Source organism: Luteirhabdus pelagi, from assembly GCF_016827595.1.
In the GTDB taxonomy this organism is placed as follows: Bacteria; Bacteroidota; Bacteroidia; order Flavobacteriales; family Flavobacteriaceae; genus Luteirhabdus; species Luteirhabdus pelagi.
Genome location: NZ_JAECMS010000002.1, coordinates 922392 through 940101, shown reverse-complemented (window position 1 = coordinate 940101; position 17710 = coordinate 922392). Strand labels below are relative to the sequence as shown.

Below are 17710 nucleotides of genomic sequence, written 5' to 3'. Positions count from 1 at the left end.
TTTTGTTCATTAGAAACACTAAACCAACCTTATGAAAGCATATATATTTCCAGGACAAGGCGCTCAATTTTCTGGTATGGGAAAGGATCTTTACGATGCCAATCCAAAAGCAAAGGAACGTTTTGAACGAGCCAATGATATTCTTGGTTTCGATATTACCAAAATCATGTTTGAAGGATCTGATGACGAGCTAAAACAGACCAAGGTTACACAGCCTGCCATTTTTCTTCATTCAACCATTCTAGCAGAAAGCTTAGGAGATAGCTTTACTCCCGATATGGTTGCTGGACATTCTTTGGGTGAATTTTCAGCGCTGGTCGCCAATGGTGCTATGGCTTTTGAAGACGGACTAACACTAGTTTCCAAGCGTGCCATGGCAATGCAAAAGGCGTGTGAAGCACAACCATCAACGATGGCTGCCGTTTTAGGGTTGGAAGATCATTTGGTGGAAGCGATTTGTGCTGATGTCGAGGGAACCGTTGTAGCCGCTAATTACAATTGCCCTGGTCAGTTAGTAATTTCAGGTGAAGTGGATGCCATTAACCGTGCTGTTGCAGCCTTAACCGAAGCGGGAGCAAAAAGAGCCCTGGTATTACCCGTTGGCGGTGCCTTCCACAGTCCGTTAATGGAGCCCGCTCGTGAAGAATTGGCTGCTGCCATTGAAGCGACAAAATTCGATACACCTTCTTGCCCTATTTATCAAAATGTAAGCACTTTTGCTGTTACAAGTCCAGAGGAAATCCAAAAGAACTTAATCTTTCAGCTTACCGCTCCAGTGAAGTGGACACAGAGCATTCAGAATATGATCAAGGACGGTGGTACCGAATTTATTGAGGTTGGTCCCGGAAAAGTCTTGCAAGGCTTAATGCGAAAAATCGATCGAAACGTGGCTGCTAATCAGGCCACCTTATAAAAAGAAAAACCCGAAGCTACAACTTCGGGTTTGATTTTATGTATGTTTATATGTAGTTAAGCCGAAATTTGGCAGTCTACACAATCTTTTACTTTTCCGTAATAGGTTTCGCGGTATTTGTGAACAGTACGATACGGAATGCTCATAAATCGCTTTTTCACATAGGTTACATTTGCGGTAAACATTCCCATTTTTTCACTGAACCGCTTCTCTTTCTTTGTTTTTCGCTTTACTGTTACCAGTCGCATGACTTCTTTTTTATGGTTAAAGTGCAAAGAAACAAAGATTTATGCCGTAAGTCAAGTTTGAAGTGTTAAAGCACCGTTAAAGGAAGTTTACGAATTGCGAACTTTCTGTTCCCATTTCCACGCTGAAGCAAGCGCTTCCTCCATGGTTCGCCTCGCTTTCCACCCTAAGACCTTATTCGCTTTCGAAGTATCGGCATATACCGCTGTAACATCACCAGGGCGGCGATCTACTACCGAATAATCAAGGTTTTCTCCTGTACCTTTCTCAAATGCTTCAATAACTTCGAAGACCGAGCTTCCCCTTCCCGTGCCTACATTAAACATCTCGTACTTTTCTTCATTTTTGTTATCCAGTAAACGCTCCAAGGCTACTACATGCGCTTCGGCCAAATCCATTACGTGGATATAATCGCGAATACAACTTCCATCGGGAGTGTCGTAATCATCGCCAAAAACCGAGAGTTTTTCTCGAATTCCGGCGGCAGTTTGCGTTATATAGGGAACTAAATTCTGTGGAACCCCTATAGGAAGCTCACCTATTTCGGCAGATTTATGGGCTCCAATCGGGTTGAAATAGCGCAAGGATATGGCATTCATATTCTCTACAGCACAAGTATCAATCAAAATCTCTTCACTAATCTGTTTTGTATTGCCATAGGGTGATGCTGCCGCCTGAGTCGGAGCAGTTTCTGTAATCGGGAGTGTTTCTGGTTGTCCGTACACTGTACAAGAGGAACTGAATATAATATTTTCGATTCCATGTGCCACACACTCTTGAAGTACGTACACTAAAGTATGTATATTATTCTCGTAGTAATACAGAGGCTTCTCTACACTTTCTCCAACCGCTTTACTGGCAGCGAAATGAATAACACCTTCAATGTCGGAATGTCGTTTGAAAAAATCTACTACCTCGGCCTTATATCGTAGGTCCAAACGTTCAAAAGTGGGCGATACATTCGTTATCCTTGCGATGCCTCCCAAAACATTTAACGAGGAATTTGAAAGGTTATCTACAATTATCGTTTCGTACCCAGCCTTTTGTAGTGCTACTACAGTATGAGATCCTATATAACCTAGGCCACCCGTTACTAATATTTTCTTCATCTTGATATTTAGCTCTATTAGGCTTTGGTTACAAAGTCGATTACAGTTTTCGTGATAAAGTCGATTTGGACATCGTCCAATTCGGTATGCATGGGTAACGAAATAACCTCCTTTACCAATCGATTGGTCACAGAAAAATTGGCTTCATCATAGCGATCATCGCGATAGGCTTTCTGAAGATGCAGTGGAATCGGATAATACACCCCACACGGAATTCCCTTTTCATTTAAATGCTTTACCAACCCATCCCGATCGGCATCCAGAATCCGCAAGGTATATTGATGAAATACATGGCAATCGCAAACATCGCAAATACTATTTCCGGCATCACAAAATCCAGTCGGCGTGATAATATTCTCTATTCCAGCAAACGCTGCGGTATATTTTCGTGCTGCATTTCGTCTGGCAGCATTGTAATTATTTAAATGCGGTAATTTGGCACGAAGCACTGCCGCCTGAATACTATCGAGACGCGAATTCACACCTACCACATCATGATGATAGCGTTCGTACATACCATGATTTACGATTCCTCGGATGGTATGCGCCAACTCATCATCGTTGGTGAAAATTGCACCGCCATCGCCATAACAACCTAAGTTTTTGGACGGGAAAAAGGAAGTAGAGGCCACATGCCCTATCGCTCCCGTTTTGGTTTTTGTACCATCTTTTGAAGTATAGGTAGCTCCAATTCCTTGGGCATTATCTTCAATGACATACAAATTATGTTTTTCTGCCAATGCCATCAATTCATCCATCTGTGCGGCAAGTCCGAACAAATGAACCGGCACTATCGCCTTCGATTTAGGCGTAATAGCTTTTTCAACAGCTTCAATATCGATATTGAAGGATATTGGATCTACATCTACTAGCACCGGGGTTAATCCAAGCAAAGCGATTACTTCAACAGTAGCGGCGAAGGTGAAATCGGCAGTTATGACTTCGTCACCTGGCTTCAACCCCAATCCCATCATTGCTACTTGCAAGGCATCGGTCCCGTTGGCACAGGGAATGACGTGCTTCACTCCTAAATATTCCTCTAATTCCTTTTGAAATTGATGGACCTCTGGTCCGTTGATATAAGCCGTGCTTTCAATCACCTCCTGCACCGATCGGTCTACTTGCTCTTTTATGTGTTGGTATTGCCCTTTCAGGTCAACCATTTGAATTTTTCGCATGCTATCTGAATTACCTTTCAAAATTACAAAAATTGAAGCGGGCGGGCAATGTAAAATCTACCGCAAACGGTAGGTTGGAAAAGTATGTTAGGATTTCCTTTTAGAAGGTGAATTCTATCGGTCACCGACTTGAAAATCGTACTTTTGTGTTCAAAATTTTACTTCATGGCGAAAAAGAAACCGCTTATCCTCGTTACCAACGATGATGGCATTACAGCTCCGGGCATCAGAACCCTTATAAAAGTGATGAATGAAATAGGCGATGTATGCGTCGTCGCACCCGATTCACCGCAGAGCGGAATGGGACATGCCATTACTATTAACGACACCCTTTACTGCGATACGGTAAAAGTACATGAAGATGAACCTCAAAAAGAATATAGCTGTAGCGGAACGCCTGTCGACTGTGTGAAGTTAGCGGTAAATGAAATCCTGAAACGCAAACCCGATCTGTGCGTAAGTGGTATTAACCATGGCAGTAATTCTTCGATTAATGTCATTTACAGCGGCACTATGAGTGCTGCCGTGGAAGCCGGAACCTTGGGAATACCCGCTATTGGATTTTCTCTTTTGGACTATTCCTTAGAAGCGAATTTTGAACCCACCAAAAAGTATGTGAAACAATTAGCCGAACAATGTCTGGAGAATGGACTACCAAAAGGAACAGTCTTAAATGTAAACTTCCCCAAATTACCGAAAAGCAAGATTAAGGGGATGAAGATTTGCAGACAGGCAAATGCACACTGGGAGGAAAATTTTGATAAGCGCGTAAATCCTTTGGGACGCGAATACTATTGGCTTACTGGCGAATTTATCAATGGCGATAAGGGAGAGGATACCGACGAATGGGCTTTGGCTAACGGATATGTTTCGGTGGTTCCCGTTCAGTTCGACTTAACGGCACATCACGCCATTAAATTCTTGAACACATGGGAGCTGTAAAACAAAACATGGCGAAAGAAATCGCAATTGGCTTCGGTATTGGTATAATAGCGAACCTTATCGGTAGCTACCTTTATATCTTTTTCTTTTCTGAATACGATTTTGAAACCACTCTGGAAGTCGCCATCGAACAGGATGTACTTGGGAATATCATTGCCCTAGGCGCTTTATTGAACCTTGCTGCCTTTTTTCTTTTATTGAAGAAGAATCGAGTGTACCGTGCTAGAGGTGTCGTGATGGCAACTGTACTTGCCGCTTTAGTGATCTTGATTTCGAAATTTTTGTAGCGGTTCTTTTACTGAAGACGAGGGAAATATAACGGAAGCTTCTTTCGTTGCATAGCAATTGTTTGCGCGAATCCCCTATTTTTGTGAAACGCAACATTTTCCGCCGTATGAAATATTACCTACTTGCCGGTGAAGCCTCGGGCGATTTGCACGGAGCCAACCTCATCAAAGCCTTGAAGAAGGAAGATCCCAATGCCGAATTTCGGTGCTGGGGTGGCGATTTGATGGAGGACGCGGGTGCTACGTTGGTAAAGCATTATCGCGATCTTGCGTTTATGGGATTTGTGGAAGTACTCTTCAACCTGCGGACCATCTTAAAGAATATTTCCTTTTGTAAAAAAGACATCGAACAGTTTCAACCCGATGTCATCATCTTTATCGATTATCCTGGCTTCAACCTTCGCATTGCGAAATGGGCAAAGAAAAAAGGGTTTCCAACACATTATTATATTTCACCCCAACTTTGGGCCTGGAAGGAAAATCGCATTAAGAGTGTGAAGCGTGATGTTGACGAGATGTACGTTATTCTTCCCTTTGAAAAGAAATTTTACGAAGACAAGCATCAGTATCCCGTCCATTTTGTTGGACATCCGCTTATCGATGCCATTTACGATCGGGAGCAGATACATCCCGATGATTTTCGAAAGCAGCATGGCCTAACCGACAAGCCTATTATCGCCTTGTTACCGGGAAGCCGCAAACAAGAAATTTCAAAAATGTTGGCGGTGATGTTGGAAATGGTCCCTCGATTTCCCGATTTTGAGTTTGTCATTGCGGGAGCGCCTAGTCAAGAGGCTAGCTTTTATGAGCCCTTTTTGAAGAAAGACCGCGTGCATTTGTTACTAAATAAAACCTATGATTTGCTGAGTGTTTCACATGCAGCATTGGTTACTTCCGGAACTGCAACCCTCGAAACAGCCTTGTTCAAAGTCCCGCAAGTGGTGTGTTACAAGGGAAGTCGTATTTCCTATGAGATTGCCAAACGCGTTATTAACCTGAAGTATATTTCATTGGTGAACCTTATTCTCGATAAACCAGTGGTAACCGAGTTAATCCAAACCGACTTTACCGCCGATCGGCTAGAGGAAGAACTGAAGACGATTTTAGACGAATACCAACGTGCCAAGTTGTTTTTAGATTATTACGATTTAGAACAAAAGCTTGGCGGAAAAGGGGCTAGCGCTGCTACTGCGAATCTGATTTATGAGGAAATTTCCAAGAAGTAGGATTTTTTCATAGCTTTAGGGCAGAATACCTAATATGGCCTATAACCTACAATTGTCCAACCGGGTCCGACAGTATTTGGCGGACGTTCCTTCTCTTGAAATTGAGGAGAAGCGGATGTTCGGCGGATTAGCTTTTATGGTGAATGGGAAGATGTGCATAAATATCAGTGGCGATACTTTGATGTGCCGCTTCGATCCTGACCGATTAGAGGAACTGTCCAATAAAGTTGGCTTCGAACCCGTTATTATGAAGAACCGTCAGTTGAAAGGATACTGCTACGTCGCTGAAGAAGGCTATCAAAATCCTGATGATTTCAACTTTTGGGTTCAAACATGCCTAGACTATAACCCTATAGCAACTGCCTCCAAAAAATCTTAATTCATGAAAACCGTGAACGTTTCGTCTTTTTCGATTGCAACACTAAAACCTATTTTGCTACTTTTTTTGATGGGAATACTTCTTACTTCCTGTGGAAGCTCTAGAACTCCTACCGATAGAACTATTATTGGTGAAAAATCGTCGGCAGTAAGTAATAAAACCGTTCGAAATGTGATATCGCATGCTCGCAGTTTTGAAGGAACGCGCTACAAGTTTGGCGGTACGGACAAGCGGGGGATGGATTGCTCTGGACTAGTGTACACGTGCTTTCAAAGAGAAAAGGTAGCCTTGCCAAGGATCTCTAGGGATATGGCAAAGAAGGGCCTTCGAATCTCATTAAAAGAGGCTTCAGAAGGTGACCTGCTATTTTTTCAAACCAGTAAGACAGGAAGAAGGATTAATCATGTTGGTTTGGTAGTTGAAGCGCGAAACGGTACCCTTCATTTTATTCATTCAACAACTTCAAGAGGCGTAATCGTATCCTCGTTAGACGAACGCTACTGGCGTAATGCCTTTGTGGAAGTGAGGCGAATCATATAATTTTATAGAACTCTTACAAGTTCCCCAGCGCAATACTTTTTAGCTGTGGGGTAAGGTTTATCAATTTTGCGGTCGTACAATTCTCGTTGTGTGTTACGGCAGGAATATTACTGGCCTATTATTTTCCTCTTCCGTTTACCATTGAGCTATTCGTTATAGCTCTTTTTATAGGTATTGTCTTTCTGTATCCATTAAGCAAGAAAACAGATGCTGCCATACCGTTCTTCGGAATCTGCACCTTACTTTTCTTCACAAGCTTAGGATATTGGAATTATCAACTACGGTTGCCCCAATTCTCGTCGCACCACTATTCACATTTCACACAAAATGATTCTTCAACCCTATCGAAGCTTCGTATTCGGGAGACCTTAAAGCCAGACCGTTACTATTGGAAGTATATCGCAGAAGTTTCAGAAACAGACAAGCGCCCAACAACTGGTCGTATACTGCTTCAACTTAAAAAAGAAGCTGTAAGCAATCCTCCCGAAGTTGATGCTATCCTACTTACTTATGCCACTACGGAAGACATTCCCAGTCCGATGAATCCAGACCAATTTGACTATTCTGCTTATATGAGGTCGTTAAACGTACACCATCGGATGATCTTGGGAAACAACTTCATCATCAAGCATTCAGAGAGACAAATAAGCTTAAAAGGTTGGGCCGAAAAACTTCGGAATCGTTGTGTTATCGCTTTAAAGCGAACGGATTTACCTGAGGATGAACGAGCCATTCTACAAGCATTAGTATTGGGCGAAAAGCGAGAGGTATCAAAAGAACTTTATAATGCTTATGCCGCTGCCGGAGCGGTACATATTTTAGCGGTATCGGGTTTGCATGTGGGAATGCTGGCCTTTGGGCTTCAATGGTTGTTTAAACCCATTCGACGGTTTCGATGGGGTAAAGTCACGACTGCAGTGTTATTAATCTTACTCTTATTTGGATATGCGGTCTTCGCCGGATTATCGCCATCGGTTACAAGAGCTGCCACTATGTTTTCACTTTTCATGGTTGCCCAGCAACTGGATCGACCCACAAATAGCATGAACACACTGTTTCTTTCCTTTTTTATTTTGTTGCTTATCAATCCGCTTTGGTTGTTTCAAGTAGGATTCCAGTTGAGTTACGCAGCGGTGTTTTCCATCGTTTGGTTGCAGCCTTCCTTGTTCCGAATTTGGTTTCCAAAATATACAATCCTACGAAAATTGTGGGCGATTACGACAGTAACGATTACCGCTCAAATTGGTGTTTTACCGTTGAGCTTGTATTACTTTCACCAGCTTCCATTACTATTTTTACTAACGAATTTAGTCATGATGCCCATACTAGGGCTATTGATGGTACTAGGAATTCTAATGGTGCTCTTAAGCGTTTTAAACAGTGCTCCACCCCTCGTCACCAGTTATTTTTCAAAATTCATGGGAGGTATAAATGATTTTATTCGATGGGTGGCAGGACAAGAGACATTTCTTATTACAGATATTTCCTTTTCAACTAGAATAGTAGTGGTAAGTTATCTAACTCTTTTTAGTCTAATGCTATTCCTTCAGAAAAGAAAAGCATCAAATACTTATGCAGTTTTAGTAGTAGTTTCCGTTTTCATTGGGATTAAGGTTTATGAATCGTATACGATTCGACCCACACGCTTTATCATCTTCCAAAAATCGCGTGAAACGCTCCTAGCGGTTCAGTCGGATGATATTCTCTCTCTGTATGCAAGCAATTCGGACAGTCTTCAAATTAAATATCCCATTAAATCTTTCACTTTGAAAAATAACATACAGAAGTTAAACCAGTCCAACATTCCAACTGTATTCAAAATCATGGAAAAAACCTTTTTGGTTATCGATAGCACGAGTGTGCACCCTTCCCAAAAAATTGATGTGTTGATCTTAACCCAGAGTCCGAACCTTCATTTGGAAAAGGTAATTGCTACCACCCAACCGAACCTCATTATAGCTGACGGCAGTAATTACAATTCCTATGTTAGACGTTGGGAGAAAACATGTGAAATTAAAAGGCTCCCCTTTTACCATACAGGTACCAAGGGAGCCTTCATTCTCGAGCAGTGAAACACTTAACTAAAAACCTACTCTAGAACGTGCTTTGAAAGTTTTTTTGATACTCTTCCCATGCTTCCATAGTAGTGAGTTCTTTATAATCGTCGTTAGCAATCATCTTTAAATAGATTTCCAATTGCTGCGGTGTTTTATATCCTGGGATAGCCTGAATAAGATCTCCATTCTCCTGAAAGAATACCAAACTAGGATATCCTCGTAGCTTCAACGCATCGGCAAAGAAATGTGTAGCATTGCGACCTTTTCTTCCTTCGCGATAATTAGGATTGGTATAGGTGAAATCCTGATAGGTAATCTCCTCGGTCCCTTCGGCATTAAATTTCACCGGGTAATAATTTTCATTGATAAACGCGATCACATTCTTGTCGCTAAAGGTATTTCGATCCAGCATTTTACAGGGACCACACCAAGTAGTATACACATCCATAAAAATCTTTTTTGGCTCTTCATTCTGTGCCGCCAGGGCTTCATCCATTGACATCCATTCAATTTCCTGAGCTGAAATTCCCGTCGAAATTATCAAAAATGCTAGTAGCAGTAATTTTTTCATATCGTTCTTACATTGAAACTTTTATACACAAAAAACGTTCCACACTTTGGGAACGTTTTTTATTTGAATTTGTTGTATTTGAAATGTTAACGTACACCGTGCATCAATCTTTTTAGCACTGGATTTAATGCAAACACCAATATTCCCGCAGCAGCTGGAACAATGGTAAAGATCAAGAAAAAGGTTGAAAGCGAATAGGCTTCCGTTATATTTTCAATCTCACCTCCGAAAACAGCTGCCAATTTGTTGCCAATGGCGATGGCCAAGTACCACATTCCAAACATTAGGGCAATCATTCTTCCTGGTACCAGTTTAGATACATAGGAAAGTCCAACGGGCGATAAACACAATTCTCCTAGGGTATGGAATAAATAGGCAAATACCAACCAAATCATACTTACTTTCACCCCTTCGGTAACGCCGTACGATCCATAGGCCAAGAGTCCGAAACCAAGCGCCATAATGATCAATCCTAGTGCATATTTAGCGGCGGCAGAAGGATTGTATTTACTTTCAAACCATTTAGAAAAGAATGAAGCAAAGGCAATGATAAAGAAGGAGTTCAGGATACTGAACCAAGACACAGTAATTTCAATTTCGTTACTCTTTATTTCGGTTACCTGAGCCCGGATAATCCCGTTGCTTTCGCTTCCTAGTTCCGAGGCATTCGCCTTTGCGCCTGCCAATCGTTCTTCATCCAAGTAGCCGTAATTGGCACCTTCGTTATCCTTGTTGATGATAAAAAGTTCGTCGCCAACTGCAAACGTTAGTGGTTCAGCAATAGTCGTTGTTAGATCTACCACTTGGGCATCATCCGAAAGTTCCGAATCGAGGGTTACGGGTTTATAGGTTGTTTCGCCTGTTTCATTTTCAGCATCATCTACAGCTACCGCCTGATAGGAAACGGTATACGCAGTGGTACTCATATCGCGGTTTAGCATCCAGCCTACCAATCCCCACATAAAGAGGAAGCAGATGACCAATACGATATTCGACCCTGGAATTTTACTGTAGGTTCGCTTCCAAAGTAGGTACAATACCCAAGTAATAATAGCCAATGGAATTACTGTCAATAATAAGTTTACAATATTAAATGCAATGGCCGCATTTCCGCTTAGCACACGGTCTACATTGTCGCGGGCAAAAAGAATAAGCGAAGAAGCTCCTTGCTCGAACGACATCCAGAAGAATACGGTAAAAAAGGCAAAAATGACAAATGCTATCATTCGGTCACGGACCACCTTACTGTAGCGGGAAATTCGTCTAATAACCAATATCAGGAATAATAGTAATCCAATAAGCACTGTGACAATCTGACCTGGTAAGCCGAAGGCTTCATATGGGAACAGGTTTATATCTCCAATTTTTGAAAGCGGGTCGTTAATAAGATACCCTAAACCTATGGCTGATGTAATAACTATCAGAACCTTATCCAACATGGTGAATGGGTTTAACTTCTCCTTATCGCCCGTTAGGTCTTCCTCTTCTTCCTCGGTTTCATTTAAGCCCTGAGCGATTTCAACCTCATGCTTTTTTGAAGGTTTACTTCCAATCTGACCGAATAGGTTCTTCGACAACCAAAACTGAAGGGTTCCCAATAACATAAAAACACCTGCCAATCCAAATCCGTAGGACCAACCCACGCGTTCTGCTAAATAGCCACAAAGCATCATTCCGAAGAACGCACCGGCATTCACCCCCATATAGAAAATGGTATAGGCACCATCCTTCTTTTCAGGGTTTTTCTTATACATTTCAGAAATGATCGAAGTGATATTCGGTTTAAAGAAACCGGTACCGATAACCAATAATCCTAATCCGATATACAGCGATGCCTCCGTTTCCAAGGCCATAGAGGCGTGACCAAGGGTCATAATTATGGCACCTATCAGCACGGCACCGCGGTATCCTGTAAGCTTATCGGCAATAATTCCACCTAAGATAGGAGTTAGATATAGCAATCCTGCATAGGTTCCGAAAAGTGCCCCCGCATTGGTGGCGGTCCACTCCCAACCTGGATTATAGCCAATCGCGGCCATGGTCAGGAAGTTAACTAAGAGTACGCGCATTCCATAGAAAGAGAAGCGCTCCCACATTTCGGTAAAGAACAATACGAAAAGGCCGGCCGGATGGCCCATAACCTTGTCTTTAAACAGGTTTTCTACATCTGTATTCATAAGCGATAAATGAAGTTAATTAGTTTTCGTGACGAATGTCTGGATCGGCAAGCTCATATGGTTCTTGCTCGAGCATTTCTCTTTCATTATCCTCTGCACCATGAGCCAAGGCTTCCAGTTTCTTACGGAACAATAACACCAATAATCCGAATGCCACACAGAAAACAGCTATTCCCGTAAACACACTAAATTCTCCAAACTCTGAAGCCGATTCTCCTAAGAGACCGGCAAGTTTATTACCGAACCCTGTCATCGCAAAATACACTCCCATCATCAGGGATGCATACTTCAACGGAGCTAGTTTTGTAATATACGATAGGGCTACTGGCGATAAGCATAGTTCTCCTACGGTGTGGAACAAGTATGCCAACACTAACCAATACATAGCCGAAGCTCCTTCAGAATTGAATTCAGCAGAAGCAGCGGACATAAAGAAGAATCCGGTTCCCATAATCACCAGGCCGATACACATCTTAAACAACGACCCCGCTAACTTTCCTTTTAATTTCCTATGAGCCCAATAACCAGCCACCGCAGTACCTAACAAGATGATAAACATCGCATTTAGCGATTGGAACCACGAAGCGGGAACTTCCCATCCCATCAACATTCTATCGGTCTTTTCAGAAGCATAGATATTCATTAATCCTCCAGCTTGCTCGAAAGCTCCCCAGAATACAATCACTAACAGGAATGAAATAAAGAGTACGACGATTCGGTCTTTTTCAACTTTATTAAGCGGACGTTTCATTGCCGCTTTTTCCTCTTCATCTTCTGAAGTATTGGTGTTGTTTCCAACATATTTCAAATGTTTCTGACCCAATACATACTGCAGTAAACCTAGCGCCATACCGATACCGGCAAGTCCAAATCCGTAGTGCCAGCCATATACTTCACCTACATATCCAACAATCAAACTGGAAAGAAAGGCACCAACGTTAATACCGATGTAGAAAATCGTAAATCCTTTATCTCGACGAATGTCGCCTTGCTTATAAAGCCCTCCTACCATCGTAGAAATATTTGGCTTCAACATTCCAACACCCGCGATAATGAGTCCTAAACCTGTATAAAAGGCCCACATTTGTTCGATGGCCAAAATACTATGTCCGGCTACCAACAATATACCTCCGTAGAGTACTGACTTTTTCTGACCCAAAAATTTATCGGCAATCCAACCCCCTGGAATAGATGCTACGTACACTAACATCGTGTACCATCCATAAAGCGCTAAAGCCTCATTATTCGTCCACCCCAACCCAGGATTATCGCCCAAGGTTTCGGCAACTAGATATAATACCAAAATAGCACGCATCCCGTAGTACGAGAAACGTTCCCACATTTCAGTGAAAAATAATACGTAGAGGCCTACCGGATGGCCAAATAGCTCTTTTTGCTTTTTATACTGAGATACATTTGCCATATGCTATCAAATTGAGTTTTATAGGTTGTTTTTAATAAAGTTGGTCATTTTCTTATAGAGATGCAGCCGGGTGTTACCACCATAGATTCCATGATTCTTATCGGGATAAATAGCCCAATCGAATTGCTTATCTGCCTGCACCAAGGCTTCAATTAAGCGCATGGTATTTTGTACATGCACATTATCGTCAGCACTACCATGCACCAATAAAAAGTCGCCCTCAAGACCATCCACATGGTTAATAGGCGAATTTTCATCATAACCACTCGCGTTCTCTTGAGGAGTGGTCATATACCGTTCGGTGTAAATCGTATCGTAAAAACGCCAGCTCGTCACTGGAGCTACCGCAATCGCCAAGCTGAAAGTGTCTGGCGACTGGAACAAACAATTACTCGACATAAAGCCACCATAGCTCCAACCCCAGATGCCGATACGATTGCCATCGATATAGGTTTCCTGCGCTAATTTTTCGGCAGCAGCGGTTTGGTCTTCTACCTCATATTTCCCTAGCTCCTTCTGTGTTACTTTTTTGAAATCGCGCCCCTTCAAGCCTGTCCCTCTTCCGTCCACACAAGCCACGATGTAACCTTGTTGCGCCAACATTTGATGCCAATAATCGTTAGAGCCATTCCAGCTATTCTTTACATTTTGAGAACCTGGCCCAGAATACTGGTACATAAACAGTGGGTACGTTTTTTCTGGATCGAAATCCAACGGCTTGATCATATACATGTTCAACTCCTCCCCATTTATGTTGATGGTTGAGAATTCTTTGGGTGAAATATTATAACCGTTCAACTTCTGAAGCAAGGCGCTGTTATCCTTAATCTTTCGTACTTCCTTTCCGGTTTTTGCTTGTCGTAAGGTGAAAACATAGGGTGTTTCCGTATTGTGAAAGGTATTGATGAAGTAGGTGAAATCGGCACTAAAATCAGCTCCATTGGTTCCGGTCTGCTGACTTAACCGTACTTTATTCTTTCCAGATCGAAGAATAGAGTACACATCGCGATTGATGCTTCCATTTTCGGTACTCTGGTAATACACCCGACCTGTATTTTGGTCGAAACCATAGTAGTTGGTCACTTCCCATGGCCCGTCGGTTACTTGATTGACCAAGGTTCCGTTTTTGTCATAATGATAAATATGGTTCCAGCCACTCTTTTCACTGGTCCAAATAAAGCTATTATCATTAAGGAAAGTAAGGTTATCGGTAATGTCGACATAGGCATCGTCCTTTTCCTGAAGCACTAGTTTTGTTGAATTATCCTTTGCGTTTACAAACACTAAATCGACTGTGTTTTGATGACGATTCGTGAGTTGTGCGCTCAACACATCGCTATCTTCCGTCCATTTGATGCGCGGAATATAGTAACTGTTGTAGTTTTCTAGATTTATTTTTGAAGTATTCCCGCTGGCTAGATCATATACATGAAGCGAAACCTTTGCATTGGGATCGCCTGCTTTCGGATATTTGAAAACTTGCTGTTGTGGATAGAGTTCTTCACCATATACATCCATCGAAAAACGAGGCACCTCAGACTCATCGAATTTGATATAGGCTAACTTCGTTCCGCTCTTGTTCCAATCAAAAGCACGAACAAAGGCGAATTCTTCTTCATACACCCAATCGGTAATACCATTGATGATACTGTTTTTCTGACCATCAGAAGTGATTTGTGTCACCTCACCGGAAGCCAAATCCTTGATATAAAGATTGTTCTCATATCCGTAGGCTACTTTATCGCCCTTTCTGGTGAAATGTGGCTCTTGGATCGGCACATCGGCTACACGCTCCAGTTTCTTGCTTTTTAAGTCGTAGATATAATACGTTCCCAATGTTGAGCGACGATAAATCTGTTGAAGTTGCGTAGAAAGCATCAACTTTTCTTCTGCTTCATCAAATTCATATGAAATGATGTAATTGATGCCATCTAAATCGGCGCTACTGACCAATGTTTCCACCTTGTTTCCGGTTTTGTAATCATACACATCGATTGTAGAAGCTTTTTTCGAGCGGTCGTAATTCAATACCGAATACTGAGTTCCATTTTTCAAGGAACGGAGTACGTCTAGGTATTCTGTTCTAAATTCACCACCCCAAATCTCTTCGAGGGTAATATCTTTTTGTGCTGTTAAAGGTGAAAACGCTGCTATGAAAAGCAGAATAAGGGAAGTAAACGCGATTCGTTTCAAAACTGTTAAAATTTTAATATGCCAATGTTACTAAAATTTCGTGAAAGTAGCCTCATATTTCTGTTAAATAGACCCGTTTTGTTAGCAAGTTGTGGCAATCGGACTCCGTTATAAATAGTATATTTGTGGCTCAAATTCCGCCTTTCATGTGTGCCAAGATTTCCGGATTTTCCAAAAAAAGCAAAAACGAAAAAATTGAATGGCTTGCTACTCATTATCTTGAAGAGCATCCTGATGCCATATCGATTCTGAAACAGTATTGGAATACCAATGAAGGCTTGCAGCAGTTACACGACGATTTTATAGAGAATACCCTTACCAACTATTACCTTCCCTTCGGCATCGCTCCAAATTTCTTGATCAACGATACGTTGTACGCTATTCCGATGGTGATTGAGGAAAGTTCGGTGGTAGCCGCTGCCAGCAATGCTGCCAAATTTTGGCTACAACGCGGTGGTTTTAATGCGGAAGTGATTTCCACCGTCAAGAACGGCCAGATTCACATGAATTATTATGGCAATGCCGATGAATTGCAGCATTTCTTCCAAAAAGTGAAGCCACAATTGTTGGATAGTGTATTGGAGCTACAGCGCAATATGAAAAAACGTGGTGGCGGTGTTCTCGATATTGAATTAATAGACAGCACGGAGGCGCTGGAAGGCTATTATCAATTGCATTGCACGTTCGAAACGCTGGATGCCATGGGTGCCAACTTCATCAATAGTTGTTTGGAACAATTTGCACAGACCTTCGAAGCAGAAGCCGACCGACACGGAGCCTTTCAGGAGGAAACCAGTTTTCCAAAAGTCGTGATGAGTATTCTTTCCAACTATGTACCGGAATGTACGGTGAAAGCATCTGTGAGTTGTCCCGTGTCAGAATTAGGCCAAGGTGATATTGAAGGTGACGAATTTGCTGAAGATTTTGTTCGCGCCGTACAGATTGCCAAAACCGAAACGCGACGAGCGGTTACCCATAACAAAGGCATCATGAACGGCATCGACGCGGTAATCGTCGCCACCGGGAATGATTTTAGAGCGGTTGAAGCCGGTGTACACGCCTATGCTTCCCGAAACGGACATTACGAAAGTCTTACCACGGCTTCAGTTAAAGATGGAGTTTTCAATTTTTCAATTGAAGTGCCGTTGGCTTTGGGAACCGTTGGAGGATTAACATCACTACATCCAATGGTGAAGGTGGCCCTTCAGATATTACAGAACCCTTCTGCCAAGGAATTGATGAAAATAGTAGCCGTTGCCGGACTTGCTCAAAATTTTGCTGCCTTACGATCGTTGGTCACTACCGGAATTCAAAAAGGCCATATGAAAATGCACCTGATGAATATTTTGAACCAGATGGATGCGTCAACAGAAGAAAAGGAAAAGGCCGAAAAGCATTTTCAGGACGCGGTAATTTCACATAGTGCCGTAACCGATTTTATCGCTAATCTTCGCGCGGATTGATGAAACACTCTTACTATAGCAATGGAAAGTTATTGCTCAGTGGCGAATATGCCGTTTTGGATGGTGCCACTGCCTTGGCCATCCCAACGAAATTTGGTCAGTCGCTGGAAGTACGAGAAGGCTCACAACAAGGAATCGTATGGAAAAGCTATGATGAAAATGGAGCGATATGGTTTGAAACCGCCTTCAACAGTTCAGAATTGGCGGATATTTCACTTGATTCAGCTTCGAAGGATATAAAACAAACGTTAGTATGTATTCTCCGAACTGCGCAAAATCTTCAACCCTCGTTTCTATCGGGAAACCCTTCACTTGAAATTCACACCAAACTAACCTTCCCACGAAAATGGGGATTGGGAACGTCTTCGACCCTCATCAACAACATCGCACAATGGGCCGAGGTTAATGCTTTTGAATTGCTGCAACAATCGTTTGGAGGCAGTGGATACGATATTGCGGCAGCCCGAATACCCACACCTTTTCTATACAGCAATGCCGAGACACCTCCCATCATTGAACCTGTGGTCTTGCCCTGGGATTTTCGAGAAGAATTATTCTTTGTGTACCTAAACCAGAAGCAGGATAGCAAGGAAGGGATTTCGAGGTATCGCAACTACTTTGATGGAAATTCTGAAACCCTTCAGGCCATCGGAAAGATTAGTCGCGATTTAGTGTTTTGTAGTTCGCTTTTGGAATTCGAACGTCTGCTTCAAAAGCATGAACAATCGGTTTCAGAAATGATTCAACTTCCAACGGTAAAAGAGCAATTATTCGCAGATTATCCCTTCACCTTAAAAAGCCTTGGAGCCTGGGGTGGCGATTTTATCTTGGCAACGGGAAATAAGGAAGGCCGCGACTACTTCAATAAAAAAGGATATACCACCCAACTTTCCTTTATCGAAATGATCCTATAAAAAAGAAGCCAACCAGTCCCAACAGTTTCTGGCGGCTTCTTCATGAAGTGAGGAGTTGTATTTTAGACAAGCCAATAGCAGCTCCCCAATGG

16 protein-coding genes are annotated in these 17710 nt (G+C 42.3%); 9 read left to right on the top strand and 7 right to left on the bottom strand.

Annotated elements, in window-relative coordinates:
- Positions 1-31: 31 nt before the first annotated feature.
- Positions 32-913: an ACP S-malonyltransferase gene (gene fabD / locus I4Q58_RS09120; protein WP_203295532.1), complete on the top strand. Its 882-nt coding sequence runs from the start codon at positions 32-34 to the stop codon at positions 911-913.
- A 56-nt stretch (positions 914-969) separates the two neighbouring features.
- Here the strand turns inward: fabD and I4Q58_RS09115 are convergent, their stop codons facing one another.
- From I4Q58_RS09115 to I4Q58_RS09105, 3 genes are all read right to left on the bottom strand, one after another.
- Positions 970-1161: a hypothetical protein gene (locus I4Q58_RS09115; RefSeq protein ID WP_203295531.1), complete on the bottom strand. Its 192-nt coding sequence runs from the start codon at positions 1159-1161 to the stop codon at positions 970-972.
- Between the two features lie 87 nt (positions 1162-1248).
- Complete coding sequence (gene galE / locus I4Q58_RS09110; RefSeq protein WP_203295530.1) at positions 1249-2268, bottom strand: UDP-glucose 4-epimerase GalE; 1020 nt, start codon at positions 2266-2268, stop codon at positions 1249-1251.
- Positions 2269-2285: 17 nt separating this feature from the next.
- Positions 2286-3446 (bottom strand): DegT/DnrJ/EryC1/StrS family aminotransferase, encoded by a 1161-nt coding sequence (locus I4Q58_RS09105; protein WP_203295529.1) that lies wholly within the window; start codon positions 3444-3446, stop codon positions 2286-2288.
- Positions 3447-3611: 165 nt separating this feature from the next.
- Here I4Q58_RS09105 and surE point away from each other — a divergent pair, with 165 nt between their 5' ends.
- The 6 genes from surE (at position 3612) to I4Q58_RS09075 (ending at position 8892) form a co-directional block, all read left to right on the top strand.
- Positions 3612-4388, top strand: a complete 777-nt coding sequence (surE, locus tag I4Q58_RS09100; protein WP_203295528.1) for a 5'/3'-nucleotidase SurE — start codon at positions 3612-3614, stop codon at positions 4386-4388.
- 8 nt (positions 4389-4396) lie between these two features.
- On the top strand, positions 4397-4675 hold the full coding sequence (locus tag I4Q58_RS09095) for a hypothetical protein (RefSeq protein ID WP_203295527.1): 279 nt from the start codon (positions 4397-4399) through the stop codon (positions 4673-4675).
- Positions 4676-4782: 107 nt separating this feature from the next.
- Positions 4783-5901, top strand: coding sequence for a lipid-A-disaccharide synthase (lpxB, locus tag I4Q58_RS09090; protein ID WP_203295526.1), 1119 nt, complete (start codon positions 4783-4785; stop codon positions 5899-5901).
- 34 nt (positions 5902-5935) lie between these two features.
- On the top strand, positions 5936-6280 hold the full coding sequence (locus I4Q58_RS09085; protein WP_203295525.1) for a TfoX/Sxy family protein: 345 nt from the start codon (positions 5936-5938) through the stop codon (positions 6278-6280).
- A gap of 3 nt (positions 6281-6283) precedes the next feature.
- A complete protein-coding gene (locus I4Q58_RS09080) occupies positions 6284-6820 on the top strand; it encodes a C40 family peptidase (RefSeq protein WP_203295524.1) in 537 nt (178 codons plus the stop codon).
- Positions 6821-6906: 86 nt separating this feature from the next.
- Positions 6907-8892 (top strand): ComEC/Rec2 family competence protein, encoded by a 1986-nt coding sequence (locus tag I4Q58_RS09075; RefSeq protein ID WP_203295523.1) that lies wholly within the window; start codon positions 6907-6909, stop codon positions 8890-8892.
- Between the two features lie 22 nt (positions 8893-8914).
- Here I4Q58_RS09075 and I4Q58_RS09070 read toward each other — a convergent pair whose 3' ends face one another.
- The 4 genes from I4Q58_RS09070 to I4Q58_RS09055 all read right to left on the bottom strand — a co-directional run bounded on the left by I4Q58_RS09070 (position 8915) and on the right by I4Q58_RS09055 (position 15241).
- Positions 8915-9448 (bottom strand): thioredoxin family protein, encoded by a 534-nt coding sequence (locus I4Q58_RS09070; protein ID WP_203295522.1) that lies wholly within the window; start codon positions 9446-9448, stop codon positions 8915-8917.
- An 86-nt stretch (positions 9449-9534) separates the two neighbouring features.
- Positions 9535-11625 (bottom strand): peptide MFS transporter, encoded by a 2091-nt coding sequence (locus I4Q58_RS09065; RefSeq protein WP_203295521.1) that lies wholly within the window; start codon positions 11623-11625, stop codon positions 9535-9537.
- Between the two features lie 19 nt (positions 11626-11644).
- Positions 11645-13048, bottom strand: a complete 1404-nt coding sequence (locus tag I4Q58_RS09060) for a peptide MFS transporter (protein WP_203295520.1) — start codon at positions 13046-13048, stop codon at positions 11645-11647.
- Between the two features lie 18 nt (positions 13049-13066).
- The gene (locus tag I4Q58_RS09055; protein WP_203295519.1) at positions 13067-15241 is read right to left on the bottom strand and encodes a S9 family peptidase; all 2175 of its coding nucleotides are present in this window, start codon (positions 15239-15241) and stop codon (positions 13067-13069) included.
- 146 nt (positions 15242-15387) lie between these two features.
- Here I4Q58_RS09055 and I4Q58_RS09050 point away from each other — a divergent pair, with 146 nt between their 5' ends.
- Positions 15388-16704 (top strand): hydroxymethylglutaryl-CoA reductase, degradative, encoded by a 1317-nt coding sequence (locus I4Q58_RS09050; protein WP_203295518.1) that lies wholly within the window; start codon positions 15388-15390, stop codon positions 16702-16704.
- Positions 16704-17618 carry a GYDIA family GHMP kinase gene (locus I4Q58_RS09045; protein WP_203295517.1) on the top strand — a complete coding sequence of 305 codons (915 nt, stop codon included), beginning with the start codon at positions 16704-16706 and terminating at the stop codon, positions 17616-17618. Before I4Q58_RS09050 ends, I4Q58_RS09045 begins: the two co-directional genes overlap by 1 nt.
- Positions 17619-17710: the final 92 nt, after the last annotated feature.